This window comes from Moellerella wisconsensis ATCC 35017, from assembly GCF_001294465.1.
Lineage (GTDB): Bacteria > Pseudomonadota > Gammaproteobacteria > Enterobacterales > Enterobacteriaceae > Moellerella > Moellerella wisconsensis.
In genome coordinates this window covers 332064-357677 of record NZ_LGAA01000026.1, presented here as the reverse complement: position 1 = coordinate 357677, position 25614 = coordinate 332064, and the positions used below count along the sequence as shown (strand labels likewise).

26 protein-coding genes are annotated in these 25614 nt (G+C 41.8%); 7 read left to right on the top strand and 19 right to left on the bottom strand.

The genetic code is table 11. The features are described 5' to 3' along the window. Window positions 1-2: 2 nt before the first annotated feature. On the bottom strand, window positions 3-437 hold the full coding sequence (nrdI, locus tag M992_RS13600) for a class Ib ribonucleoside-diphosphate reductase assembly flavoprotein NrdI (protein ID WP_053909069.1): 435 nt from the start codon (window positions 435-437) through the stop codon (window positions 3-5). Between the two features lie 92 nt (window positions 438-529). Continuing rightward, complete coding sequence (gene nrdH / locus M992_RS13595) at window positions 530-751, bottom strand: glutaredoxin-like protein NrdH (RefSeq protein ID WP_053909068.1); 222 nt, start codon at window positions 749-751, stop codon at window positions 530-532. 308 nt (window positions 752-1059) lie between these two features. Here nrdH and M992_RS13590 point away from each other — a divergent pair, with 308 nt between their 5' ends. Both M992_RS13590 and cspE read left to right on the top strand, forming a co-directional pair. Next, the gene (locus M992_RS13590; RefSeq protein WP_053909067.1) at window positions 1060-1533 is read left to right on the top strand and encodes a methylated-DNA--[protein]-cysteine S-methyltransferase; all 474 of its coding nucleotides are present in this window, start codon (window positions 1060-1062) and stop codon (window positions 1531-1533) included. 241 nt (window positions 1534-1774) lie between these two features. Then, window positions 1775-1984, top strand: coding sequence for a transcription antiterminator/RNA stability regulator CspE (cspE, locus tag M992_RS13585; RefSeq protein WP_047255775.1), 210 nt, complete (start codon window positions 1775-1777; stop codon window positions 1982-1984). A 317-nt stretch (window positions 1985-2301) separates the two neighbouring features. Here cspE and lipA read toward each other — a convergent pair whose 3' ends face one another. From lipA to rsfS, 9 genes are all read right to left on the bottom strand, one after another. Beyond that, the gene (lipA, locus tag M992_RS13580; RefSeq protein ID WP_047255774.1) at window positions 2302-3267 is read right to left on the bottom strand and encodes a lipoyl synthase; all 966 of its coding nucleotides are present in this window, start codon (window positions 3265-3267) and stop codon (window positions 2302-2304) included. 222 nt (window positions 3268-3489) lie between these two features. After that, window positions 3490-4119, bottom strand: a complete 630-nt coding sequence (gene lipB / locus M992_RS13575) for a lipoyl(octanoyl) transferase LipB (protein WP_134473808.1) — start codon at window positions 4117-4119, stop codon at window positions 3490-3492. 222 nt (window positions 4120-4341) lie between these two features. Continuing rightward, complete coding sequence (gene ybeD, locus M992_RS13570) at window positions 4342-4605, bottom strand: DUF493 family protein YbeD (RefSeq protein ID WP_053909066.1); 264 nt, start codon at window positions 4603-4605, stop codon at window positions 4342-4344. 222 nt (window positions 4606-4827) lie between these two features. Then, window positions 4828-6039, bottom strand: a complete 1212-nt coding sequence (gene dacA / locus M992_RS13565; RefSeq protein ID WP_053909065.1) for a D-alanyl-D-alanine carboxypeptidase DacA — start codon at window positions 6037-6039, stop codon at window positions 4828-4830. A 252-nt stretch (window positions 6040-6291) separates the two neighbouring features. After that, window positions 6292-7281 (bottom strand): endolytic peptidoglycan transglycosylase RlpA, encoded by a 990-nt coding sequence (gene rlpA / locus M992_RS13560; RefSeq protein WP_053909064.1) that lies wholly within the window; start codon window positions 7279-7281, stop codon window positions 6292-6294. A gap of 13 nt (window positions 7282-7294) precedes the next feature. Then, the gene (gene mrdB / locus M992_RS13555; protein ID WP_047255770.1) at window positions 7295-8407 is read right to left on the bottom strand and encodes a peptidoglycan glycosyltransferase MrdB; all 1113 of its coding nucleotides are present in this window, start codon (window positions 8405-8407) and stop codon (window positions 7295-7297) included. Between the two features lie 4 nt (window positions 8408-8411). After that, window positions 8412-10304: a peptidoglycan DD-transpeptidase MrdA gene (gene mrdA, locus M992_RS13550; RefSeq protein ID WP_053909063.1), complete on the bottom strand. Its 1893-nt coding sequence runs from the start codon at window positions 10302-10304 to the stop codon at window positions 8412-8414. Window positions 10305-10340: 36 nt separating this feature from the next. After that, the gene (gene rlmH / locus M992_RS13545; protein WP_047255768.1) at window positions 10341-10811 is read right to left on the bottom strand and encodes a 23S rRNA (pseudouridine(1915)-N(3))-methyltransferase RlmH; all 471 of its coding nucleotides are present in this window, start codon (window positions 10809-10811) and stop codon (window positions 10341-10343) included. 2 nt (window positions 10812-10813) lie between these two features. Continuing rightward, the gene (gene rsfS, locus M992_RS13540) at window positions 10814-11140 is read right to left on the bottom strand and encodes a ribosome silencing factor (protein WP_072165968.1); all 327 of its coding nucleotides are present in this window, start codon (window positions 11138-11140) and stop codon (window positions 10814-10816) included. Window positions 11141-11892: 752 nt separating this feature from the next. Here rsfS and M992_RS13535 point away from each other — a divergent pair. Next, window positions 11893-12615, top strand: coding sequence for a YbgA family protein (locus M992_RS13535; protein ID WP_053909062.1), 723 nt, complete (start codon window positions 11893-11895; stop codon window positions 12613-12615). 45 nt (window positions 12616-12660) lie between these two features. Here the strand turns inward: M992_RS13535 and nadD are convergent, their stop codons facing one another. The 8 genes from nadD to M992_RS13495 all read right to left on the bottom strand — a co-directional run bounded on the left by nadD (window position 12661) and on the right by M992_RS13495 (window position 20986). Continuing rightward, window positions 12661-13332, bottom strand: a complete 672-nt coding sequence (nadD, locus tag M992_RS13530) for a nicotinate-nucleotide adenylyltransferase (protein WP_053909061.1) — start codon at window positions 13330-13332, stop codon at window positions 12661-12663. Further along, a complete protein-coding gene (holA, locus tag M992_RS13525; protein WP_053909060.1) occupies window positions 13319-14356 on the bottom strand; it encodes a DNA polymerase III subunit delta in 1038 nt (345 codons plus the stop codon). The genes nadD and holA overlap by 14 nt, the downstream gene beginning before the upstream one ends. After that, a complete protein-coding gene (lptE, locus tag M992_RS13520; protein WP_053909059.1) occupies window positions 14353-14904 on the bottom strand; it encodes an LPS assembly lipoprotein LptE in 552 nt (183 codons plus the stop codon). The genes holA and lptE overlap by 4 nt, the downstream gene beginning before the upstream one ends. A 13-nt stretch (window positions 14905-14917) precedes the next feature. Beyond that, a complete protein-coding gene (leuS, locus tag M992_RS13515; protein ID WP_053909058.1) occupies window positions 14918-17500 on the bottom strand; it encodes a leucine--tRNA ligase in 2583 nt (860 codons plus the stop codon). A gap of 317 nt (window positions 17501-17817) precedes the next feature. Further along, window positions 17818-18543 (bottom strand): amino acid ABC transporter ATP-binding protein, encoded by a 726-nt coding sequence (locus M992_RS13510; protein ID WP_053909057.1) that lies wholly within the window; start codon window positions 18541-18543, stop codon window positions 17818-17820. Next, entirely contained in the window at window positions 18540-19220 is a 681-nt protein-coding gene (gene gltK / locus M992_RS13505) for a glutamate/aspartate ABC transporter permease GltK (protein ID WP_047255761.1), read from the bottom strand. Before gltK ends, M992_RS13510 begins: the two co-directional genes overlap by 4 nt. A gap of 1 nt (window position 19221) precedes the next feature. After that, a complete protein-coding gene (locus tag M992_RS13500; RefSeq protein ID WP_047255760.1) occupies window positions 19222-19962 on the bottom strand; it encodes an amino acid ABC transporter permease in 741 nt (246 codons plus the stop codon). A 130-nt stretch (window positions 19963-20092) separates the two neighbouring features. Then, entirely contained in the window at window positions 20093-20986 is an 894-nt protein-coding gene (locus M992_RS13495) for a glutamate/aspartate ABC transporter substrate-binding protein (RefSeq protein ID WP_053909056.1), read from the bottom strand. Window positions 20987-21785: 799 nt separating this feature from the next. Here M992_RS13495 and M992_RS13490 point away from each other — a divergent pair. From M992_RS13490 to M992_RS13475, 4 genes are read left to right on the top strand one after another with little or no spacing between them, the layout of a single operon-like run. Next, window positions 21786-22187 carry a hypothetical protein gene (locus M992_RS13490; protein WP_053909055.1) on the top strand — a complete coding sequence of 134 codons (402 nt, stop codon included), beginning with the start codon at window positions 21786-21788 and terminating at the stop codon, window positions 22185-22187. A gap of 49 nt (window positions 22188-22236) precedes the next feature. After that, a complete protein-coding gene (locus M992_RS13485; RefSeq protein ID WP_053909054.1) occupies window positions 22237-24342 on the top strand; it encodes a protein-disulfide reductase DsbD family protein in 2106 nt (701 codons plus the stop codon). Next, window positions 24339-25082 (top strand): DsbA family protein, encoded by a 744-nt coding sequence (locus M992_RS13480; protein WP_053909053.1) that lies wholly within the window; start codon window positions 24339-24341, stop codon window positions 25080-25082. Before M992_RS13485 ends, M992_RS13480 begins: the two co-directional genes overlap by 4 nt. Before the next feature lie 8 nt (window positions 25083-25090). Continuing rightward, window positions 25091-25591, top strand: a complete 501-nt coding sequence (locus M992_RS13475) for a protein disulfide oxidoreductase (protein WP_053909052.1) — start codon at window positions 25091-25093, stop codon at window positions 25589-25591. Window positions 25592-25614: the final 23 nt, after the last annotated feature.

The window sequence follows — 25614 nt, the reverse complement described above, 5'->3', positions numbered from 1 at the left end:
TATTACAGTACGGTACTTGTGTGGTGCTGCCAAAAACGTTCGAGTCCTTCGCGTACTAAGCGGACATCTGTTTCTGTGCCCAACAGCTCGAATTTATATAAGTAGGGGACTTGGCATTTTTCAGCAATAATATTGCCAGCCAGTGCGAATGCTGTTCCAAAATTAGTGTTGCCCGCAGCGATTACGCCTCGAATAAATTGTCTATTCTCAGCAATATTTAAGAAACGAATGACGGGTTTAGGCACCGCCCCTTTAATTCCTCCTCCCCCATATGTTGGTAGAAGCAAGATATAGGGCTGAGTCGCTATCAATGTATTATCTTCAGCATTCATGGGTAGCCGAGTCGCGGGCAATCCAAGCTTGGTAACAAAACGATGGCTATTTTCTGAACGACTAGAATAGTAGATAAGTGGCTGTGTTTTTATGGGTAGCTTCATGGACAGCTCCTGGATATTTCTAGGCTGATATAATTTGGGAATTCAGTTTAGACATGCGGTTTAGGCGGTGTAGTCCAACTTACTATTTAGGGCTAAAGACCCAGCAGCATGTCAGGACGAAATCCAGACCAATGCTTTTGACCCACTACCACTACAGGTACTTGTTGATAACCGAGCTGGCGTACAAAATCTAATGCAGTATTATCTTGAGTTAAATCGATAACGCGGTAAGGGATATTTTTTCGTTCAAGCGCTTGATAGGTTGCATTGCACTGTACACAGTTGGGTTTGCTGTAAATTGTCACGACAGTCATTTTTATCACCTTGTAGCAATTGGATAGAATTGTATGGCTAACGAAGTGACCCAATACTACATATTGTAATTAACTCTTTCAACCGCACTATATATAGTGTTATTTGGTTTTTGAATGATAATTATTCTAATTTGTTGATAAGCAGTTATTAACACTAAGAATATATTTTTAGCAAAAAATATTTTTTAGTTATCCAGCTACGATGACTTTCTCTGTCAGAAGGCTGAGAAAAAATATCATTGCTATAAACATATATTTTGCTTTATAACTGGATAAACGATCATGTTAATTATCTATCTGGAGAGGGTATGTATTATCATTATGTGGCGACACCAGCGTTGTTCCCTCGGCCGTGGGTACAAATTACAGCTGATGAATTAGGAATTACTACGATTTATTTTGTTGATGATCAAGCTTATCAAGAGAAAAAAAATATCCATACCAAGCAATGCGCTAAAGAATTGAAAGAATATTTTAGCCACAAGCGTAAAAGTTTCTCTGTAGCGCTTAATCCTCAGGGAACTGAGTTTCAGCAGAAAGTTTGGCAACAACTGCGTAAAATTCCATTTGGGGGGCGTTGGAGCTATAAAGACTTAGCGCTGACATTAGGCTCTGCTAATTATTGTCGAGCTGTAGGAATGGCCAACTCACGTAATCCGATTTCATTAATTATCCCTTGCCATCGCGTTATAGGGCATGATGGAAAACTAGTCGGTTATACGGGGGGGTTGAATATAAAAGACTGGCTTTTAGCCCATGAAGCAGGTAGAAAATTGGTCTAATTAGCTCGAAATGATGATGATATCTATGAATTAATAAATTTGTAGCATAAAAATAATAAAGTGAGTTAATTAATATAATTGATAATAATTAACGTTTATTGTCTTTTTATCGAGCGATTAATCGTTTTTTTGCGATTTTAATCAATTTTCGTGATCTAAGTTGTAGACAACAGGCTTAACAATCTGCTGTACTGTAGGGGACACTTATGGTGTGTCTATTTTTTATTAAAGGTAATATTTGATGTCAAAAGTTAAAGGTAGCGTTAAGTGGTTCAACGAATCTAAAGGTTTCGGTTTTATCACTCCAGAAGATGGTAGCAAAGATGTATTCGTTCATTTCTCTGCAATTCAAGGCGATGGCTTCAAAACATTAGCTGAAGGCCAAAGAGTTGAATTTGAAATCACTGACGGTGCTAAAGGCCCTTCAGCTGTAAACGTTTTCGCGATCTAATTATTTCGCATTAAACGATACAAACAGCTTTATAAACTCGTCTTTTCTATAAAATGAAAGACGAGTTTTTATTTGTCTAAAATTTGATAAAACAAGCCTAGAGCAGGTTAATTGCTTTAATAGTTAAGGAATGGTGAGGCAATAAATAAGAGATGATTAAGTAATAGTTGTGGAATAAAGCTATGAGGAAAAATTAAGGATAATTGGATGGTAGGATAATCTCGATTATCTGAATAAATTATATTAGCCGTTTCTCTAAAAATTATTATTTAGAAAAACGGCTAAATGAACCGGTTAATCTTCGTATCTAATTTCTTTTATTTAACTTCTTCGCCTTTCGCTTGCATATCCGCATGATAAGAAGAACGTACAAACGGACCACAAGCTGCGTGGGTAAAGCCCATTGCAATGGCTTCGGCCTTCATTTCTTCAAACTCTGCAGGGCTAACATAGCGTTTTACTGGCAAATGGTGACGGCTTGGCTGCAAGTATTGACCTAGAGTTAACATGGTGACGCCGTGCCGGCGTAAATCCCGCATTACTTCAATGATTTCTTGATTAGTTTCGCCTAAACCGACCATCAAACCTGATTTAGTTGGAATATCAGGATGTGCTTGTTTAAATTTCTCAAGCAATTTTAGCGACCATTCATAGTTTGCGCCTGGGCGTACTTGGCGATAAATACGTGGAACGTTTTCAAGATTATGATTGAAGACATCTGGTGGTGTTGCGGTTAAAATTTCTAACGCTTTATCCATACGTCCACGGAAGTCGGGAACTAATGTTTCAATTTTTATATTGGGGCTTTTTTCACGAATAGCGGTAATACAGTCCGCAAAATGTTGCGCACCACCGTCACGTAGATCATCACGATCAACCGAAGTGATAACGACATAGCGCAGTGCCATATCGTGAATGGTTTGGCCTAATTTATGTGGCTCATTGGCATCTGGTGTAGTTGGGCGACCATGCGCAACGTCACAGAAAGGGCAGCGGCGAGTACAAATGGCGCCCAAAATCATAAAAGTTGCCGTGCCATGGTTGAAACATTCAGACAGATTAGGGCAAGAGGCTTCCTCACACACTGAATGCAGGCCATTTTTACGCATAGCTGCTTTGATACCCTGAATACGACTGGAATCTGCGGGAAGTCTAATTTTCATCCACTCAGGTTTACGTAAAATCTCTTCACGTTCGGTCACAACTGTTTTGACCGGAATTAGCGCCATTTTATCTGCGTCACGATACTTAACGCCACGCTCCATCTGAATTGGTTTACTCATAATTATGCCGGTTCCAGTTAGATTCTAGGATGATGATTCAAGGTTTCGACAAAGACAGCAGATTAACCTTCGCCGATTAATGCCAGATCTCTTCGATCTTAGGATTAACTGTGCAGCGAGCTAATACTCGATGACTAATCTAGATCCGCGGTTATTACCGATGATCACCTTAAAATCACACATTAAAAAATAGTTTAAAAATGTTAAAAAATTATAGCATTATTATTGAACAAGATGAAATCCTAGCACGTCACAGAATTGTTTAATTAGCACGGGCTGAACATCATTTAAACTAATTTCAGGCACAAATGCCTGCATTTGGGTCATTTGTAAACCTTGATAGCCACACGGATTAATTCGCCTAAACGGTTCAAGATCCATCGCGATATTTAATGCCAGACCATGAAATGAACGGCCATTGCGAATACGTAATCCAAGCGAGCAAATTTTACATCCCTCGACATAAACTCCGGGGGCATCAGGACGCGCATTGGCAGAAATATTAAAGGCTGCTAATGTCCGGATGACTGTATTTTCAATTGCCGTGACCAGTTCTCTTACGCCAATTTTATTTCGCTTGAGATCCAGTAGCACATACATCACTTGCTGGCCGGGACCGTGGTAGGTGACTTGCCCACCCCTATCACTTTGAATGACCGGGATATCCCCAGGTGCTAGAACATGTTCAGCTTTACCTGCTTGCCCTTGAGTAAATACTTTCGGGTGTTCAACTAGCCATAATTCATCCACAGTATCTACAGTGCGAGATTCTGTAAATTGATGCATCGCATCGCTGACAGATTGATAGGATTGTAAGCCCAATTGACGAACAATCAGTGTTCTAGCAGGCAGTGTTTCTGCAGATAGTTTATCGAAGGGTAATATTTTAGCAGGCAATTTTTTAACATCCACATTATAAAATGTACTGGCAGTATAACGTCCAACCGGATTTACTGCTAGTTTTCAAATGTTAAATATCGGTGAATATACGTTAGTTTTAAGTCGGTTAATTCGAGATGCATAAAAAACCCGGGCACTTCTCAGTGCTCGGGTTTAATCAAATTAGGTAAGTAATTACAGTACAACCTTGACCAGTTCTAACGCGCCTAGTTCTTCATACAGTGTTTCAACTTGATCAATATGCGTCGCATTAATGGTAATAGAAACGGAGTGATAGTTGCCTTTACTGCTCGGTTTAATTTCTGGAGAGTAATCACCTGGTGCATGGCGTTGGACAACTTCAACCACTTGATCAACTAATTCTGGCTCAGCCATACCCATTACACGGTAGGTAAAAGAACATGGAAATTCAAGCAGTTCATCTAATTTGGTTTTCATGGGCGCTCCTAATAGCGAAATAATGATGATCTTATTAATTGTTAGTGAAGTTTGCTCGGCCTATATAATGGCTACACGGGCATCTTCAATTCATGAGTTAGCCAATAACTCGCCCATAAAGACAGGCAAATAAACTGTGATTACGGCTTATTTGCCTGAAAATAACAATTATAGTCATTCAGATGTTAACTATGTTGGGGTAGTTTATCTGGTTTTCAAGGGTTAGCTGAACCAGCGATGGAACAGTAATTTGATGTAGTCAATTAGGCGGCTAAAGAAACCTCCTTCATCAATATTTTGTAACACTACTAATGGGCGCTGTTCGATGGTTTTACCGTCGAGTTGGAAATTAATGGTACCAACCACGGCGCCTTTCGCTAAAGGTGCATTGAGTTCGGCAGTATTCAACTCGTAGCTGGCTTTTAAGTCTTTTAAGCGCCCACGAGGGATCGTCAAATATAGATCCTCAGCGACGCCTAATTTGGCTTTATCTGCGTCACCAAACCATACTGCTTCAGCTGCAAATTCAGTACCTGCTTGTAGCGGTTTAACCGTTTCAAAGAAACGAAAACCGTAAGTCAGCAATTTTTTGCTTTCCGCATCGCGACCTTTACCGCTTTTTCCACCCATAACGGCAGAAATCAATCGCATATCGCCTTCAGTTGCAGAAGCTACTAAGTTAAAGCCCGCAGCATTGGTATGCCCGGTCTTAATTCCATCGACATTGAGGCTTTTATCCCATAACAAACCATTTCTATTGGTTTGGCGAATGTTGTTAAAGGTAAATTCTTTTTCTTTATAGATTTCGTATTCTTCAGGTACATCGCGGATCAGTGCTTGCCCGATCAGTGCCATATCGCGAGCTGAGCTATACTGCCCCTCGGCATCTAGACCGTGAACTGTCTGAAAATAGGTATTTTGTAAGCCTAATTGTTTAACATAGGTATTCATTAACTGAACGAAGTTTGCTTGGTCGCCCGCAACGTAATCTGCCATAGCGACACAGGCATCATTACCAGATTGTAAATTAATTCCGCGGGTTAATTGAGATACGCTAACTCTATCACCGGGTTTAAGAAACATTAATGATGAGCCTTTGAACACAGGATTACCGGTTGCCCAAGCATCTTCATTAACGGTAACCATATCATTGACACCGATTTTTCCTGAGCGTATAGCTTGGCCGATAACGTAGCTAGTCATCATTTTAGTCAAGCTTGCAGGGTCACGTCGCTGGTCGGCATTTTTTTCCGCAAGGACTTTACCTGAATTATAATCAATCAGGATATAAGCTTCTGCATCAATATCTGGTGCGGCAGGGATCATGGTTTTAAGATTGATATCATCAGCTTGTACATAGCTGATCGCAGAAAAAGCAAAGGCAATACCCAGTGTAGCATTGCGAATTAGACGTGAAGTGACAGCATATTTCATGGTTGTTGAATTAACATCCGTGGCTTTAGTTAATAAAAGAGGCACAGTCTAGTTAGAAATCGAAAATTAATTATTCTTTTCTAGTTACTATGCCGATTGTAGTATATTTGCGGTAATTCAGCTTACTAGTCTTGCGGTATTATTTTAATCAATTAAAGACTATCTAAAAGAGTGCTTATTAATAGAAATAATTTTCGCCTATGAGCATATTGAATTATCACTTAAATAACTATTGTTACGCAATCAATCTAATTAAGGATTAATAATCATTGATGATTGATTAAGCTCTGATTGCAAACGGCTTTGGATCGTCACCGCTTGGTTACGGTCATTAAATGGCCCTAATTGTACCCGATAAATATTATTATATGGTTGGACTCGACCCGGTGCACTGAATTGCCCTTTGAGTTTATTTAGCCATTCGCGAGCATTAGCTTGGTTACTGATAGCACCAACTTGCACCATATAACCTCTTTCAGGGACCACCGGCTCCGCGCTTTCTGAGACTTCAGCAGAGACTGGCGTAGAGGTATTCACGTTGAGTGGGGCTTCATCCACCAGCGGCTGCATTGGCTCGCTCGGCTGAGCAGCTGGTAGAGCTGTCGCAGGAACAGGTAAATCTTCCATTACTGGATTTCCCATCGGTCCAGCCCCTAATTGAGGGCGCCCTGGTAAAGCATAACTCTGTTTTACAAAGTTAGAGCCTTGGGTGCCAGGTCCTGAAAGCGTCCCATTTTGATCGACTTTGATAGCATCAATTTTAATCCGTGAGGTTGGCATCAGATTTAAACGATCGGCTACTGCGCGGGATAATGCAATATTTTTACCCGGCATATAAGGCCCACGATCATTAACTCTGACCACCATCATGCGGCCATTAATTAGATTGGTGACACGCACATAACTCGGAATAGGTAATGTAGGATGAGCAGCCGTTAATTCAGCAGGATCAACACGTTCACCAATGGCGGTCATATTACCGCTAGATTCCTGCCCAAAAATATGAGCAAAACCTATTTCGCTAAATTGTGAGGTATCGCGAACGATAGAATAAGTTTGGCCATTACGCTGATAATCATTGTTGGCCGAAGGGTGATATGGCTCGTAATGCGGCTCCGCGCCTAAAACATCTTGTGTCGGAACCACAGGTAGATTACTCGGTTGTTTGTTGCTGTTATTATCAGTTACACAGCCACTGAGCAACGCCGCGGTAACGCCAAGCATAATCCATTGAAAACGCATACATAGCCTCATGTTATAAACTTTTCGAAAGGAATTTTCGGTGTGTATGTATCGACATGATAATACCGAATCCAGCCATTAAGACAATCAGTGCAGAGCCGCCATAGCTAACCAGCGGTAGTGGAACGCCGACCACCGGTAAAATTCCACTCACCATACCGATATTGACGAAGACATAGACGAATAAGATCAACATTAACCCCCCGACCATGACTCTACCAAAGGTATTTTGTGCATTTGCAGCAATATATAAGCCTCGCATGATGAGCAATAAATACAGCGCTAATAAAATAATCACCCCAACCAATCCTAACTCTTCGGCGACCACGGCAAAAATAAAGTCAGTGTGGCGTTCGGGTAAAAATTCAAGTTGTGATTGGGTTCCATGTAACCAACCTTTACCAAATAATCCCCCGGAGCCAATAGCTATTTTGGACTGAATAATATGATAACCGGCACCGAGAGGATCACTTTCTGGGTCGAGTAACATCATAACCCGAGCTTGTTGGTAATCATGCATTAAGAAAAACCACAGAATTGGAATAAATGCGGCTAATGCGATACCGGCAATAGCTATCAATCGCCAGCTCATACCGGCTAAAAACAGGACAAATAATCCAGAGGAGGCAACTAAAATTGAGGTGCCTAAATCTGGCTGTGCGGCGACCAACAGCGTTGGAACAAAAATTAATACTAACGCAATGGCGGTATTTCTTAGGGATGGCGGGCAAAGATCGCGATTCATAAAGCGCGCAACCATCAGCGGAACCGCTATTTTGGCAATTTCTGAGGGCTGAAACCGAATAATGCCTAAATCAAGCCAGCGTTGAGCCCCTTTGCTAATTTGACCAAAGGCATCAACAAAAATCAGCAAAATCACACAAACTATATATAAATGCGGCGCAAAATTCTCATAAACTCGTGGCGGAATTTGCGCCATCACTAACATCACCACAATACCACTGGTTATCTGGGTAAGTTTGCGTTCCATCATGTCGATGTCTTGCCCGCTAGCACTCCACATCACAAAAGCGCTATAGGCTAAAAGTGCGGCAATAATTAAGAGCATCGGAACGTCAATATGCAGACGCATAGACAGCGATAATTTTCTTTTGTCGTCAGTCATAATATTAACGGTCTTCCTCCAGCCCTAAAGGGGGATTGGTCGGCAATGTGGTACTTGGTTTTTCGAGTAAAATATGGTCAAAAATTTGGCGAACGATATCACCAACTGCGGGACCTGCACCGCCATTTTCTAAAATAATAGCGACTGAAACGGTAGGGTTTTCATAGGGAGCAAAGGCAATCATCAATTTATGATCGCGTAAATGCTCGGCCAATTTACTGGCATTATAGGTTTCATAACTAAAGACCTGTGCGGTACCTGATTTGGCGGCTACTTTATATGGCGTACCAACAAAACTGCGGCGTCCCGTTCCATTCGGCGCATTAGCTACACCGTACATGCCTTGCTTAGCTAATTCCCAATAACCGGAATGAATATCGCCTATATGGATAGTTTCTTTTTGTTCATAAGGCACCATGGCATTACCGAGTTTAGTACCATATAACAAATGAGGCGTTTTAACGATACCGTCATTAATCAAGATCATTAGCGCTTTTGACATCTGAATTGGGGTCGCGGTCCAATATCCTTGGCCTATACCTACAGGAATAGTATCTCCTTGATACCACGGTTTTTTATAGCGTTTTTGTTTCCATTCACGGGTTGGCATAATACCAGCACGTTCTTCGGAAAGATCGATGCCTGTATAATCACCAAAGCCGAATTTAATCATCCAATCTGATAATCTATCAATACCCATATCATAGGCAACCTGATAGAAAAAAGTATCAGCGGATTCAATAATCGATTTAACTACATTTAATTTACCATGGCCCCAGCGTTTCCAGTCACGATAACGTTTTTCTGAACCGGGTAATTGCCACCAGCCAGGATCAAAAATTGTAGTGTTTGGAGTGATCACATTTTCACTCAGTGCGGCAACTGAAATAAAGGGTTTTACAGTCGAAGCAGGGGGGTACAACCCTTGGGTAGTACGGTTAATTAATGGGCGATCGGGATTATTTAGCAAACCCTGATATTCGGTATTTGAAATGCCATTAACAAATAAATTTGGATCATAACTGGGGTTTGATACGAGCGCTAATATTTCTCCGCTGCGCGGATCGGTCACCACCACTGCCGCTCTACTCGTAGTGAGCAATTGTTCGATATAAGATTGCAATTCAAGATCGATAGTCAAATAGATATCACGACCAGCTTGCGGTGGTTGCTCATGCAGCTGGCGGATAACTCGCCCTCGGCTGTTGACTTCGACTTCTTCATAGCCCGTTTTACCGTGTAAAACGTCTTCATAATAACGTTCGATACCCAACTTACCGATATCATGACTGGCTGCATAATTGGCTAATAGGCCTTCTTTATCTAAGCGTTCGACATCTTTATCATTAATTTTAGCTACATAGCCAATAACGTGAGTAAGAGCTGAGTTATAAGGATAATAACGCCGCTGATAGCCTTTTACTTCTAAGCCGGGAAATTTATATTGATCAACAGCAAAACGCGCAACTTGGATTTCATTTAAGGGCGTTTTTAGTGGGATAGACGTAAAACGACGTGAACGCTTGCGTTCTTTTTCAAAATTAGCGATATCTTCATCGGTTAAGCCAATTACATCGCGCAATTGCTCAAACATATCGGCTAAATTACTGACTTTTTCGGGCACTATCTCAAGTTGATAGATGGTACGATTTAGTGCCAAAGGTACGCCATGGCGATCAAAAATAATCCCGCGGCTAGGTGGAATTGGGACTAATTTTATGCGGTTATCATTGGAGCGCGTTTGATAATCATCATGGCGAACAATCTGTAGGTTATACAGATTGACCATAAGAATTCCGCTTAATATGACAATAACGCCAAATGCTACGAGAGCCCGGCGAATGAACAGAACAGATTCAGCGGTATGGTCGCGAAAAGGGGTGCGTTTATTTTTCATCCCAATGCCAGATTAAAGCCAGTGATAACAACGTGATTATTCCCGATGATAGGGGTGATTAGTGGTAATGCTCCACGCGCGGTATAAACTTTCAGCCACCAGAACACGCACCAGTGGATGGGGCATGGTTAATGGTGAAAGTGACCAGCTTTGTTCTGCGGCGGCTTTACATGCGGGGGCTAAACCTTCGGGACCACCAATTAGCAAACTAACATTCCGTCCATCTAGCTTCCAGCGCTCAAGTTGCCCAGCTAACTGAGGCGTATCCCAGCGCGAGCCTGGGATATCCAACGTCACAATACGGTTACCTTTACCAACAACGGAGAGCATTTGCTCACCTTCTTTTTCTAAGATACGCTTGATATCAGCATTTTTACCGCGTTTACCTGCGGGAATTTCTGTTAATTCAAATGGCATATCTTTAGGAAAACGATGCAGATAATCCATAAAGCCGGTCTGAACCCAGTCCGGCATTTTTGTTCCGACAGCAATGAGTTGTAATTTCAAACTCAGCTCCAGAGTTTTTCCAGCTCATACATGCGACGACTTTCGTCTTGCATAACATGAACAATAGCTTCACCTAGGTCAACAACAATCCAGTCAGAAACACCTTGACCTTCAACACCCAGTGGTTGTAATCCATTTTTGCGACATTCATCAATCAGTTTATCGGCAACAGATGCCAAATGACGGCTAGAAGTTCCCGTACAGATGATCATACAGTCAGTAACACTAGATTTTCCTCGAACATCGATAGTTACCATATCTTCAGCTTTTGAATCTTCGAGTCTAGCAATGATAAATTGTTGGAGTTCAGTTCCTTGCAAAAGGTTCACCCTCAAAATAAATTAATCTATTAAATGGTTAAAACACGCTTTTAGCGATGATAGTAGTGACGATGTCTCTGCTCGGTTTCTATTTTAGAATAGCGCTAATGGTGCTTGCTAGCCTGATACCTTATTCCATCGATAAAATTATTATCAATGAATTTTGATGAGCAGGTAGTGTATTCTAGAATAATAGAGGCTTTTAGTTCTGATATCGCGCTGAATATAGCGCTGATATTTCAGCCCGGACATTTTAACAACGACATTTCGATAATGGCACCGAGTTAACAAACTCAGATAACCGTTAAAGACCGCCAATACAGTGAACGCATGTCTTAAAGCCTATGTCTTAAAAACCTCGGCCGAAAGAATAACAGCTGAATTTAGCTTGTCAATTTACAACCGAGAATTTCCTATAATAACACCTTTTTAACCCTAACTCAGTGTTTTTTACGCTAACCTAGCGTGTATTCAGGCCAGACAAGCCAGATTAATGCATATACAGTTATCAGTGTCATTACCGGTATAGTTGCTTGTATAACATGCGTATAATAATGCATCGATATATTTTTCCTTCAGCTATTTATACTAAAATAAATTAGCTAGCTTCACTATCAGTTGATGCAAGTATATGTAAAAAATTGTCAGTTGATCCTTGGCGTATCTTATCCGTTGATTAAGATACAGTCCTCATTTTAATAGTTATTCTAATTCGCTGATAAAATAGCGAATAATCGGCTAAGGAATAAATGTAATTCACTATGAAAACAAAACCTAATATCCGAGTTTATTTATCCGCTGAAGATTGGAATGAATATTTCGCCGCGGAACGGAATAATAAGCTGATTCAATGTCTTTCTTCTGAGCTTAATTTACAGCAGGTTGGTGATCAGTTTGAAGAAGAAATTAAAATAGCAGGAATTATTTTTGCTGAGAAAATTGCACCTGAGTGTCGCGGATTACCAACATTGTGCATGACAGACATGACCGATCCGGTAGCATTAGACCATTTTATGCAGCGTGTATTTATGCTGAATGAATTACAGCAATATAAGGATAATTTGTCAGTGAAATCCTTGATTGAATTTCATAGCAAATATAAATATTTATTCATGTCATATTCGCAAGCCGGTTATAAAAAATCGGGCAAGATGATCGCTGATGCATATAAAATGCCTAATTTGGCAGCTTTTTTTGCAGAATATTGTGATTATTTATTGGCGATAACCTCGAATCCACCAAAACGAGGCGATCAATCGAACACGTTGTCTCATTTACAAGGTTATTTTAAAAAGAATATTAGCGGCGATGAAAAAGCTCAACTGACACAATTAATCGACGACTATCGCCATCAGCGAGCTAATCTATCTCAGCCTATCGAGTTTATGCTGGAGTTATTGCAGCGACATCCAGATGATTATTTGAGCCAACAACGTTACTTTTTACCTTATCCCTCCGCTAATCAATGGAGAAAATTACTCTAATTTTTCAGACCTGAATTTGTTTGATCACCTGTCTTTTCTGAAAAACTAGTCTTGATACAGTGAATGTTGGCGAATATAGCGTAATACGGCGGGCGGTAATAAATCAGCACATGAATCGCCCGCATGTAAGCGGTTTCTAATCTCGGTGGCTGAAATATTAATTAATGGCGTATCTGCGAGAAAGATTAATCCGTGTGGTTGTACCGATAATTGTGCAGGATCGCGAGTTTGATGAGTCTCTAGCCACTGTTGCATTTCAGGCTGTGCGAAGCGGGTCGCATAACCGGGACGCGCGCAGACTAAAAGATGGCAATTTTGCAGTAACTCTTCCCATTGATACCAAGTATTAATCGATAACAAAGAATCTTGGCCTATGATAAAGGCGAGCGGCTGCTGGTGGCCTAGTTGATGGCGCAGTTCGCGGAGCGTGTCGAGAGTATAAGAGGGAGTTTCTCGGGCTAATTCACGCGTATCCAAACTAAATAACGGATTGTTTTGTATGGCTAATTCTACCATCGCAACCCGCTGCTGGGCGCTAGCTTCGGGTTGTGGTCGATGAGGAGGAACATGGTTAGGCAGTAAAATAACCTGCGCTAAGCCGGTAGTTTTTGCCAACATTTCGACAGGGCGTAAATGACCATAGTGAATAGGATCGAACGTTCCGCCAAATAGAGCTTGTAATCCTAATGAGGCTGGCACTGGGTTATTCAATCCCATCAATCAAACTCTCCGGTAAGGTTTTACCACACAGTAGCATCGATAAGGTTTCTAAATCAGGCCATACCGGTTGGCTATAATCTTGTTTAGCTTTTAGTTCGGCTTGCGTGAGTAGTTGAATGGCCGATTGTAATTGCGCTAGGCTTAATCGTTGCAGAGCACTGGAGAGCAACGCGCGTCTATTTTGCCAGACTCTATGCTGATCAAATAAGTTTTTTAATGGGGTGTGTGTCGATTGTTTTTTGAGCGTAAGCAATAACATTAAATCACGTTGAATTGAACGCAGTAAAATAACAGCTTCCATATCTTCTTGATGTAATTGATTTAATATATGCCATGCACGTTGAGGTTTACCCGCCAGTAGTGCATCAATCCAATGATATGGAGTAAAATGCGCCGCGTCATCGACCGCCGTTTCAACGCGTAGCAGGGTCAATTTACCATCAGGGTACAGCAGAGATAAGCGCTCAAGCGCTTGCGATAAAGCTAATAAATTGCCTTCATAGCAGTAACATAACAGTTGATTGGCTTGCTCTTCTAAAGTGAGCCCCAAATGTTTAGCTCGTTGAGCCACCCATTGTGGTAGGCGCTGATACTCAGGGGTTAAGCAACTGATGTATAACCCATTGCTACTGATATCTTTAAACCAACGGCTGTTTTCTTGAGCTTTGGTGAGTTTGTGTCCACGCAAAATTAACAGCAGATCAGAATGTAGCAGTGTCGATAATTGAGTTAGTTTTTCAGCCATGGCCGCATTGGGGCCATTTTCAGGCAACATCAAGGTTAATATCTGACGGCTTGCAAATAGGCTCATGGATTGACAGAGAGAAAAAATTTCATCCCAATCAGTTTGAGCATCTAATGAAAAGCTAAAATGTTCAGTAAACCCTTGATGCAGGGCGGCTTGACGAATTTTATCTTGGCATTCCTGTAACAGCAGAGGCTCGTTGCCCCACAGCAAGTAACTCCCTCTCAATGCATCTTGCAATTGAGAGGACAGTTGTTCTGGATAGATACGTGTCATTGCTGAGTTACGGTATCGGTCGGTTGAATCGCATTACGCGCTTCGGCTTTTTGTTGCTCTGCGCTATGGATAATTAACAATTTACGAACCAATATACGCGCAGCTTGTTCACGCATTTCTTGCTTAACTAAATCATTTTCAGCATCTTTTGCTAGTGCTTCTAATGGGTTATCGAAGAATGCACGCTCAACTCGGCTTTGCAATGGGTATACAGCACCATCAGGCATAATTACCTGAGCATTCAGATAGAAATTCAGCTGTTTTTCTGCTGCTTTACCATCTTGATAGATTGATACTGTTTCTGTATTTTCAGATGATCCGGTAATTTTCAGTACCGGAATATCTGCGCGTCCATGTTCTACAATTTTTACATTGCTAAGACGTAGCTGCTCGCGCACAGCGCGAGCTAGCGGACCATAAGGGTCCGACGTACTAAGCTGAAGGGTTCTCAGTTCTTCAGGAACCTGAGTGGTTCCTTGTAAACGAAAGCCACAACCGGCGGTGACTAGCACCGCCATGCTTAATAATAGAGTTATCAGATATCGCACCTGGCCTCCTTTATTAGCCAACAACCAGATTCAATAATTTACCTGGTACATAAATCACTTTGCGAATAGTGACACCCTCAAGATATTTAGTCACGCTGTACTCTTGTGATGCCATTTCTTGAACAAACTCTTGCGTGGCATCTGCTGGAACAGTAATTCGACCACGTACTTTTCCGTTAACCTGCACGACAACCAGTTTAGTGTCGTCGACCATAGCTTTTTCATCAGCAACTGGCCATGCGGAGAAATCGATGTCTTCATTATGACCCAACGCTTTCCACATTTCGAAACAGGCGTGAGGAATAATTGGTGACAACATGCGGACGATTGCATCTAATGACTCTTGCATTAACGCACGGTCTTGTTCAGTTTCCTGCGGCGCACGGGTCAGTTTATTCATGAACTCCATTATCGCGGCAATAGCGGTGTTAAAGGCATAACGACGACCAATATCATCGGTTACTTTGGCGATCGTTTTATGCAGATCACGACGTAGATCTTTTTGTTCAGCGGTCAATGTTGTGATATTTAATGCTGCAGCGGTTCCTTTTTGGGAATGCTCATGGACCAGACGCCAAACACGACGGACGAAGCGGTTAGCCCCTTCAACGCTAGATTCTTGCCATTCTAAAGTTAATTCTGGTGGCGCAGCAAACATCATGAATAAACGAACGGTATCAGCACCGTATTTTTCGACCATCAATTGTGGGTCGATACCGTTATTTTTTGATTTCGACATTTTGCTCATGCCAGTATAGACAAGCTCACGTCCTTCACTATCCACCGCTTTAGTGATGCGGCCTTTCTCGTCCCGTTCAACAATAGCATCGACTGGCGAGATCCATACACGCTGACCATCTTCACCAATATAATAAAACGCATCGGCGAGTACCATACCTTGGCACAGCAGACGTTTGGCTGGTTCATCAGAGTTCACTAAACCCGCATCGCGCATTAATTTATGGAAGAAACGGAAATACATTAAATGCATGATAGCGTGTTCGATACCGCCAATATATTGATCAACAGGCAGCCAATAGTTTGCCGCTGCGGGATCAAGCATGCCATCATCAAATTGAGGGCAAGTATAACGCGCGTAATACCATGATGATTCCATAAAGGTATCAAAGGTATCGGTTTCACGCAGTGCTGGCAGGCCATTAACGGTAGTTTTTGCCCACTCAGGATCTGCTTTTATTGGGCTAGTAATGCCGTCCATGGTGACATCTTCTGGTAGGATCACCGGCAGTTGGTCTTCAGGAACAGGAACCACAGTGCCATCTTCCAACGTTGCCATTGGAATTGGTGCGCCCCAATAACGTTGACGAGAAACTCCCCAGTCGCGCAGACGATAGTTAACTTTACGTTGACCTACCCCCATCTCAACCAGTTTATCTGCAATCGCATTGAAGCCGGCTTCGTTTGATAAGCCGTCAAACTCACCCGAGTTAATCAGGCTGTTTTTATCCGTCATTGCAGCTTCGCTGATATCAGGTTGATTTCCTTCGGCATCAGCGATTACTGCTTTAATAGGTAATGAATATTTATGTGCAAATTCCCAATCACGTTGGTCATGTGCAGGAACAGCCATAACTGCTCCGGTGCCGTATTCCATCAGCACAAAGTTAGCTACCCAAATAGGTAGTTTTTCTTGAGTTAAAGGATGGACAGCATAAAAGCCGGTGGCTAAACCTTTTTTCTCCATGGTCGCCATGTCAGCTTCTGCCATTTTAGTCGCACGACATTCTTCAATAAAACCAGCTAGTTGAAGATTATTCGCTGCCGCTTCTTGAGCTAACGGATGCCCAGCAGCTACGGCAACATAAGTCGCTCCCATAAAGGTATCTGGGCGAGTGGTATAAACCGTTAACTTGTCATCGCGGTCAGCTACATTGAAGGTGATTTCTACCCCTTCAGAACGACCGATCCAGTTACGCTGCATGGTTTTAACCTGTTCAGGCCATTCATCTAGCTTATCTAAATCATTCAGCAGTTCTTCCGCATAATCGGTAATTTTAATAAACCATTGTGGAATTTCTTTGCGTTCTACCGGAGTATCGCAGCGCCAGCAGCAGCCATCAACTACTTGTTCGTTAGCTAATACGGTCAGATCATGTGGGCACCAGTTAACGGCTGAGGTTTTTTTATACACTAATCCTTTTTCATACAGCTTAGTGAAAAACCATTGTTCCCAACGATAATATTCTGGTGTACAGGTGGCAATTTCGCGATCCCAATCGTAACCAAAGCCTAACATTTTGAGTTGGCCTTTCATGTAATCGATATTTGCATAGGTCCAAGGCGCGGGTGCAGTGTTGTTTTTAACTGCGGCACCTTCTGCTGGCAGACCAAAAGCATCCCACCCAATTGGTTGTAGCACGTTTTTGCCGAGCATACGCTGATAACGAGAAATAACATCACCAATGGTGTAATTACGAACGTGGCCCATATGCAGTCGACCAGAAGGGTAAGGTAGCATTGACAGGCAATAGTATTTTTCTTTGCTGTTGTCTTCTGTCACTTTGAATGTTCTTTTTTCTTCCCAGTGACGCTGTACTTGAGATTCTATGTCTTCTGGACGATATTGTTCTTGCATGGCACCGATAATCCTGTGGTGAGTAAAGCTACTCAGTAGCGTGAATGTCTTAATTAGTTTAGATCCGCATAGCATAGCGGATTACACCGTAAAACAACAATAGCTGTTACCTGTTGAATAAAACAGAAAACCGTTTTTATTGCATCTTGATGAGTATATCCGATGATTTTACTCTCTTGAATCTAACAACTTAACTAAAAATGAAGGTGATTGGTATTGTTTGACGTGAAAAAATAGTAATAGCGATAAAAACAAATTCCCAAAGAGCACCGCTCCTTGGGATTATAATGATAATAAATAGCGGGGTGAGTATCTGATTAGTGCAGAATTTTAGCTAAGAAATCTTTAGCTCGCTCGGATTTAGGATTGGCGAAGAAATCTTCTTTTTTACTGTCTTCGACAATTTTACCTTCATCCATGAAAATCACTCGATTCGCTACTTTTTTCGCAAATCCCATTTCATGAGTGACAACCATCATGGTCATCCCTTCATTGGCTAGCTCGACCATAACATCCAGAACTTCGTTAATCATTTCAGGATCAAGGGCCGAGGTCGGCTCATCAAACAGCATGGCGATAGGATCCATACATAAGGCGCGAGCAATGGCGACCCGCTGCTGTTGACCACCAGAGAGCTGTGATGGAAATTTATTGGCATGGGTCGAAAGGCCGACACGCTCTAATAATTTTAACGCTTTCGCCTCGGAATCCGCTTTACTGCGGCCTAACACCTTGATTTGTGCCAAGGTCAGGTTTTCAATGATAGATAAGTGAGGGAATAGCTCAAAGTGCTGGAAAACCATACCCACTCGGGAGCGCAATTTCGCTAAATCTGTTTTTTTGTCGTTTACATGAATTTCATCGACAAAAATATCGCCTTGCTGGATAGGTTCTAAGCCATTGACTGTTTTTATTAAGGTGGATTTGCCCGAACCAGAAGGCCCACAAACTACCACAACTTCGCCTTTTTTGACGTCTGTTGAGCAGTCAGTAAGCACCTGAAACTGACCATACCATTTGGATACATTTTTCAGGGTAATCATGAAACCGTCCTTTTCTTAAGATAGTTCACCAGCATAGACGCAGAAAAACTAATAATAAAGTAAACAAAACCTGCAAATAATACCATTTCTACTTGGGTTCCATCGCGATCGCCGATATTGGTCGCCATACGGAAGAAATCAGTCAAACTTAATACATAGACTAACGATGAATCTTGAAAGAGCACAATCCCTTGAGTTAATAGTAGGGGAACCATCGCACGAAATGCCTGAGGTAATATAACTAATCTCATCGACTGCATGCGTGTCATCCCTAACGCTAAAGCCGCTGAAGACTGTCCGCGAGCAATACTCATAATGCCTGCCCGTATAATTTCTGAATAGTAAGCTGCTTCAAAAAGTGAAAAGGCTATCATCGCAGAGATTAAACGAATATCACTTTTTGGGGATATACCTAGAACATTTTGTAATAAGTTAGGCACTATTAAATAAAACCATAGCAGCACCATCACTAAAGGCACGGAGCGAAAAATATTTACATATAATGCGGCAAACCAGCTGACTAGCTTAAAGCGTGAAAGACGCATCATAGCAAGTATTGTACCCCACACAATTCCGACGGCGATTGCTGTGAGGGTAATTTTTGCGGTAATAATCAATCCGTCGACCAGAAATGGCCAGCTAGGAACGATTGAGCTCCAGTTAAATTCATAAAACATATCAGCGCCCTCCGGTGGAGCCAGGTAACCGCACTTTGCGTTCAACTAAATGCATTAACAGCATAATGACTAGATTAATGCCGACATAGCCTAAGGTGATAGCGGTAAATGATTCCCAAGCATGAGAAGAGTAATCGAGTAATTTGTTAGCTTGTGCTGCCATATCGACTAATCCAATGGTGGATGCAATCGCAGAGTTTTTGACCAAATTGAGCATTTCAGAGGTCATTGGCGGCAAAATAACCCGGTAGGCATTAGGCAGTAATACATAGCGATATGTTTGCGGTAATGTTAGACCTATGGCGAGGCCAGCACTTTTTTGTCCTCGTGGTAGTGATTGAATCGCGGCACGAACTTGCTCTGTCATGCGGGCTGCGGTAAATAAGCCTAGGCATAATGTTGATGAAACAAAGAATTGAATATTAGGATTGAGTTCGCCTTTAAACCAGTCCCCGAGAGATTCAGGAAGCAGTTCTGGAACCACTAAATACCAAGCGAAAAATTGTACAATTAGCGGAACGTTACGAAATAACTCGACATATATCGTGCCAATCATTGCTACAGATTTATTGGGTACAGTACGTAAAATCCCGAAAAATGAGCCCACCAGAAAAGCAATAATCCATGCGCAAATCGACAGTGTGACAGTGACTTCAAAACCGGAGATTAACCAGCCTAAATAGGTAGTATTACCAAATGGAGCATCCTGTAAGAATATCCCCCAGTTCCAATCAATAGACATATGCAACTCCCTGTGGGTTATAAATTTAGCCCCAATAACCGGCAAAAATATGCGAGGCGGGGAACGACCGCCTCGCGATAAGTACTGCCAGTACTACCCCATATTTATTTTAGTCAGTCTAATTTTTTAATTAGTTCAGCGCTTTATCATTTGGATGTTTAAACAGAGCTTTCATTTCATCTGACATGGCAAAATGTAAGTTAAGGTTTTTCGGTGGTGTGGGTTGTTCAAACCAACGGTTATATGATTTGTCGGCTACGCCAGAAGTTTGGGCGCTGGCAATGGTGTCATCAACCAGTGTTTTAAATTGCGGGTCATCTTTGCGCAGCATGCAACCGTAAGCTTCTTCGGATTGCGGTTTACCAACGATTTCCCAAATATCTGGTTTTTTAGCTTTGGCGCGTTCACCTGCAAGCAACGCATCATCCATCATAAAAGCGACTGCACGCCCAGATTCTAAAGTACGGAAAGCATCGCCATGATCTTTGGTACTGATGATGCGCATGCCCATTTTTTTCTCATCATTGAGTTTATTTAGCATAACTTCGGAGGTAGTTCCTGAAGTAACAACCACGTTTTTACCGGCTAAATCAGCAAAATCTTTTACACCAGAACTATTTTTGGTTAATAATCTGGTACCTACCACAAAGATAGTATTAGAAAAGGCGGCTTGTTTTTGTCTTTCTGCATTATTAGTAGTGGAACCACATTCAAAATCATAAGTTCCATTTTGCAGTAACGGAATGCGATTTTGTGAAGTGATTGGTATTAATTTAACGTCTAAGTTCGGCATATCGAGCTTTTTCTTGACTGCGGCAACAATTTGATCTGAATAATCTTGTGAGTAGCCGACGACTTTTTGGCTATTATCATAATAAGAAAAGGGAACTGAAGATTCACGGTGCCCAACTACGATGACTCCATTATCTTTGATTTTTTTCAATGTACCGGTTAATTCTTCTGCCTGAGCTGCGCACGTTGCGCCCAGTATCATCATTGATAAAATCAGTTTATTCATACGCATATACAGCTCCTTGATAACATCATTTAGACTTGTGGTCTGTTGTGTTTGCTAATGTCTCGCCTTGGCGATCACCGGCTGTTCATTTGATATGTGTTTAGTTAATGTTAAAATCTAATTAACTTTGTTATTAATTGATAACATTTTGTTTTCAGTTCGCGAGCTGCTTCGCATATTGCTTGGATTTTCATCATTTATTGCACTGTTGCTGTATTATTACTGCACTATTACTGCACTATTTTGGTTCGTGATTCACTGTTGTGGTGAATGCAAAATAACTAATTGCAATAAAATGGCAATAATAGAGCATTAAAACAGCAATTAAGACGATTATTACTTCCACAGTAAGATAACTTTGCAAGTTCAATGCCAAATTGAATCGGAATAATATTTAGTCGGAATAATATTTATTCTGAATAATAGAAATAGTGACACAATCGATGAATAAGCAGTTGTTTTAAGATGATGAATAGACGGTTGTTTTAAAGTGATATTGTGGGCTGAGTTGATTTTAAATCGACAAAATTTAATTAGGCTGAGTTGTTCAGTTATTCCTTCATTATTGTCTAGATTTACTGTGTGAGAGTGCGATTTGGCTTTGTAAAGTTAAATGATGTTGCTTGTTTCAATAGATTGGCTGTGTAAGATTAGCCGTTAATATTGCGGCTAAATTGTGCTAAGTACGATACTAGATGCGCTAAGTTATGATTTTATACGCGCGAAGCTACGATTTGATATGTGCCAAGTTACGGATAAAATCCCCTATAATTAATAGGTTTGCTTAGGATTAGGTTAACAGATAATGAATAGCAGCATGGCGTTAGCGAAAGGAAAAGTATTAGCTATTTTGCTTTGTCTGATGGTGCTATTTTGCCTCAATCAGCGAGCGCTAGGTGAACGATTGTCCCATCATCACTTATCATCGCCAGTCGTCTCGGGCAGTCTTTTCTTGCCCGTAGAATCAATTCAATCACACGCATCTGGCTATAATGACAACGGTAAAATTTCTATTTGTGAACTCAGCGCTAAGTCGTTATTGCCTTTATTTCCCCTCGCTTTAGAACCTTTATTTATCTGGTACTTTACTTTGGCGGCATTAACTTTACTCTGTTATCGTTTTCCGCGTCGCGCCAAACAACGCAGTGATAAATATCCACCCCCCCGGGTTCGGCTGCACCTCCAATTTTGTAACCTTCGAGATTAGAAACCCATTAAATTCAATTAATTAATGGATTTTAACTTTGGAGGAAACCATGCGTTTTATTATTAATTCGTTTTTAACTGTTATCATATTTTTTTCGATTAACCTGCACGCGGCAGACAGTGGTTGGTTAACAGAAAAAAATAATTCTCATGCCGCTGTTCGCTTATTATCATCTGCGCCTATTAATGGGCATATTGAATTATTGCTGGATATTAAATTAGCTCAGGGATGGAAAACCTATTGGCGCTCGCCGGGTGAAGGTGGGATCGCGCCTGAAATTAAATGGCAATCACCGGTTGAAGCCAGCCAATGGTTTTGGCCGACCCCTCATCGTTTTGATGTGGCCGGTATTTCTACCCAAGGCTATTCTGGCGATGTCAGTCTGCCTATCGAACTCAAGGTTTCAGAATCACTGAAATCATTAGCGGGCGTATTAACCTTATCAACGTGCAGTAATGTTTGTGTATTGACTGATTATCCTTTTGAGCTAGATCTTACCCAATCGGCACCGGCCGATTTTGCATGGTTATTTAATCAAGCTAAAGGCACAGTTCCGGCTGAAAAAGGATTAGTTGAGCAGGCAACAGTAGGATTTACTGGTAATCAATTGGTCATTAACTTAAATAAAACCAATGAGTTGTCGTGGCAACAGCCCGAGCTATTTATTGATTATCCCGAGGGTACCGCACTGAGTGTGCCGAAAATAAATAGTTCAGCACAGACATTAACCGCGATTATTGATGTTACTGATGATTGGGGGGATAGCGCGCCAGATCTTAGCGGAGAAACGCTCTCTTTTGTAGTTGTTGATCATGGGGTTTCTCAGCAGATTAAACAGCAAATTACACCGCATGGCGGTAATGTCACCCAGATAAATACTTCGACGTCTTCGTTAGCTGCTATTCCTTTGTGGCAAATGGTCGCCTTTGCGCTATTAGGCGGCTTAATATTGAATCTAATGCCATGCGTATTGCCGGTATTAGCGATGAAATTGGGATCAATTCTGTATGTGCCGCAAGGCCAACAGCAGACAATTCGGCGCCAGTTTTTACTTTCGTCCTCAGGAATTTTAGCCTCTTTCTGGCTGTTAGCGCTGTTTATGACGTTACTCCGGGCTGGGCAGCAGGTGATTGGCTGGGGAATACAGTTCCAAAATCCTTGGTTTATCGGCTTTATGGTGCTAGTAACTGCGCTATTTAGTGCCAATTTACTGGGATTATTTGAAATAAACTTAGGCAGTAAAACCAATACTCGTCTAGCGACGTTGGGCGGGCAAGGTAATGCCGGTCATTTTTGGCAGGGCGTTTTTGCCACATTATTAGCGACCCCATGCTCCGCGCCTTTTTTGGGTACTGCGGTCGCATTTGCATTAGCTGCACCTATCGCAGAATTATGGCTAATATTTACTGCCTTAGGGATAGGAATGAGCTTGCCATGGTTATTAATTGCCGCCTTCCCTGCGGTGGCCCGGCTTCTTCCTAAACCCGGTCGCTGGATGAATATCTTGCGTGCAGTACTGGGGGCGATGATGTTGATTTCGTGCTTATGGCTAATTAGCTTAATGAGCGCGCATATCGGATATATCTACTCGTTAATTATTGCCATTATACTATTGTTAGTTTTATTAATTTTTATTGCGAAGCATTATGGTTATCGAGTAGCGGCAATGACTTTTCTTTTATTTAGTCTACTGGCCGCGGGCTTTGCATGGTCAACTTATAGCGATAATTCGGCGACCAATCGCTCGTTGGTTCGAGATAGCATTAACTGGCAGCCATTGACACAAGCTGCTATCGATCAGGCATTATCTGCGAACAAACGGGTTTTTGTTGATGTCACCGCCGACTGGTGCGTTACCTGTAAGGCGAATAAATATAATGTATTGCTGCGAGACGACGTTCAACAAGCATTAAGTGCGCCAGATGTGGTAGCGTTACGAGGCGATTGGACTAAACCGTCAGCTGAAATTAATCAATTTTTACAACAACGTGGACAGGTTGCGGTGCCGTTTAACCAAATTTATGGTACTGCAATTAAAGAAGGCAAAATATTATCTACATTGCTTGATCGAGAAGAGCTTTTATCCGTTTTAAATCAGGCATCGACCTTAAATCAGGTATCGACGGCCAATCAGGCGCAAGGAGCCGAGAAATGAAAAAAACACTGCTAGCAATATTACTTTCATCATTCACCCTAAGTTTAGGCGCAGTCAGTATGGGCGTACAAGCTGCCCCATTATCGGCAGATCAGGAAGCACAAGTGCGTGAATTAGTGCGTGATACGTTGATTAAAAATCCAGAAATTCTGGAAGAGGCTATCCAAGCATTGCAGGCTAAACAATTTGAGAAACAACAGGCTCAAGTGCAAGATACGATCAAAGCAGAACATAATGCACTATTTAACGATCCCGCCAGCCCTCGTATTGGCGCCAAAGATGCCAAATTAGTCTTAGTGAGCTTTACCGATTATAACTGCCCGTATTGCAAACGCTTTGATCCACAATTGGAAGAGATTGTTAAAAAATATCCAGAAGTAGCCGTGGTGATAAAACCGTTACCGTTCAAGGGGCAGACGTCATTAGAGTCATCTCAATTAGTTTTAACTCTGTGGGAGCAAAACCCTGAGGCATTTCAAAAATTACATCAAAAATTGATGCAAAAACAAGGCATGCTGACCGAAGATAATATTAAACAAGCATTAAAAGCGACGGGTAATGAGACGTTGGTGGCGAATGATAAAAGTAAATTGACCGTCAAAAATAATTTACAATTAGCCGAGAAATTAGGCGTTCAGGGGACGCCTGCAACGTTAGTAGGGGAAGAAATGATCCCCGGTGCTATCGATCAGCAGCAGTTGGAGCAGATTGTTAAGCAGCAATTGGCAAAAGTTAAATAATTAATCTCATGACCCGACTAAGAAAATGGTTGAAAGAGATTATTGTGCTGGTGGTGATAATTTTTATCGCCACTACTGCTATGGACTGGTGGCGCAAACCGGCTCATCTTGCTCCGCAGCTATTAGCCCCGATGACGTTAGCTAATGGCGAATCTGTTTCATTGGCACAGTTAAGCCGAGATAAACCGATTTTAGTCTACTTTTGGGCGACATGGTGCGGGGTGTGTAAAATGACCTCACCTATGGTGGCTGAGCTAGCCGCGGCGGGCGTGCCGGTAATTTCAGTGGCGCTCCGCTCTGGCGATAGTCAGCGATTATTGCAGGGAATGCACAAAAAAGGGCTTAATTTTCCTGTGATCAATGATATAGATGGCCAAATATCAGCCTTAGCTGCCGTGAGTGCCACGCCGAGTTTTATGATTATTGATCATGGTGAAATGGTCAGTTTTACTTCTGGCTGGACCAGTTATTGGGGACTAAAAGCGCGCTTATTGCTGGCCGCCCTATGATTTAAGCCATCGATAGCTAACTA

What these genes read in the sequence shown, in the direction of transcription:
- nrdH (WP_053909068.1), bottom strand. Translation starts at nt 751, where the DNA reads ATGACTGTCGTGACAATTTACAGCAAACCCAACTGTGTACAGTGCAAT.
- mrdA (WP_053909063.1), bottom strand. Translation starts at nt 10,304, where the DNA reads ATGAAAAATAAACGCACCCCTTTTCGCGACCATACCGCTGAATCTGTT.
- M992_RS13500 (WP_047255760.1), bottom strand. Translation starts at nt 19,962, where the DNA reads ATGTCTATTGATTGGAACTGGGGGATATTCTTACAGGATGCTCCATTT.
- nadD (WP_053909061.1), bottom strand. Translation starts at nt 13,332, where the DNA reads ATGGGATTGAATAACCCAGTGCCAGCCTCATTAGGATTACAAGCTCTA.
- M992_RS13485 (WP_053909054.1), top strand. Translation starts at nt 22,237, where the DNA reads ATGCGTTTTATTATTAATTCGTTTTTAACTGTTATCATATTTTTTTCG.
- rlpA (WP_053909064.1), bottom strand. Translation starts at nt 7,281, where the DNA reads ATGCGTTTTCAATGGATTATGCTTGGCGTTACCGCGGCGTTGCTCAGT.
- holA (WP_053909060.1), bottom strand. Translation starts at nt 14,356, where the DNA reads ATGACACGTATCTATCCAGAACAACTGTCCTCTCAATTGCAAGATGCA.
- M992_RS13590 (WP_053909067.1), top strand. Translation starts at nt 1,060, where the DNA reads ATGTATTATCATTATGTGGCGACACCAGCGTTGTTCCCTCGGCCGTGG.
- dacA (WP_053909065.1), bottom strand. Translation starts at nt 6,039, where the DNA reads ATGAAATATGCTGTCACTTCACGTCTAATTCGCAATGCTACACTGGGT.
- gltK (WP_047255761.1), bottom strand. Translation starts at nt 19,220, where the DNA reads ATGTTTTATGAATTTAACTGGAGCTCAATCGTTCCTAGCTGGCCATTT.
- M992_RS13510 (WP_053909057.1), bottom strand. Translation starts at nt 18,543, where the DNA reads ATGATTACCCTGAAAAATGTATCCAAATGGTATGGTCAGTTTCAGGTG.
- nrdI (WP_053909069.1), bottom strand. Translation starts at nt 437, where the DNA reads ATGAAGCTACCCATAAAAACACAGCCACTTATCTACTATTCTAGTCGT.
- M992_RS13480 (WP_053909053.1), top strand. Translation starts at nt 24,339, where the DNA reads ATGAAAAAAACACTGCTAGCAATATTACTTTCATCATTCACCCTAAGT.
- cspE (WP_047255775.1), top strand. Translation starts at nt 1,775, where the DNA reads ATGTCAAAAGTTAAAGGTAGCGTTAAGTGGTTCAACGAATCTAAAGGT.
- M992_RS13475 (WP_053909052.1), top strand. Translation starts at nt 25,091, where the DNA reads ATGACCCGACTAAGAAAATGGTTGAAAGAGATTATTGTGCTGGTGGTG.
- mrdB (WP_047255770.1), bottom strand. Translation starts at nt 8,407, where the DNA reads ATGACTGACGACAAAAGAAAATTATCGCTGTCTATGCGTCTGCATATT.
- lipA (WP_047255774.1), bottom strand. Translation starts at nt 3,267, where the DNA reads ATGAGTAAACCAATTCAGATGGAGCGTGGCGTTAAGTATCGTGACGCA.
- M992_RS13490 (WP_053909055.1), top strand. Translation starts at nt 21,786, where the DNA reads ATGAATAGCAGCATGGCGTTAGCGAAAGGAAAAGTATTAGCTATTTTG.
- leuS (WP_053909058.1), bottom strand. Translation starts at nt 17,500, where the DNA reads ATGCAAGAACAATATCGTCCAGAAGACATAGAATCTCAAGTACAGCGT.
- ybeD (WP_053909066.1), bottom strand. Translation starts at nt 4,605, where the DNA reads ATGAAAACCAAATTAGATGAACTGCTTGAATTTCCATGTTCTTTTACC.
- M992_RS13495 (WP_053909056.1), bottom strand. Translation starts at nt 20,986, where the DNA reads ATGCGTATGAATAAACTGATTTTATCAATGATGATACTGGGCGCAACG.
- M992_RS13535 (WP_053909062.1), top strand. Translation starts at nt 11,893, where the DNA reads ATGAAAACAAAACCTAATATCCGAGTTTATTTATCCGCTGAAGATTGG.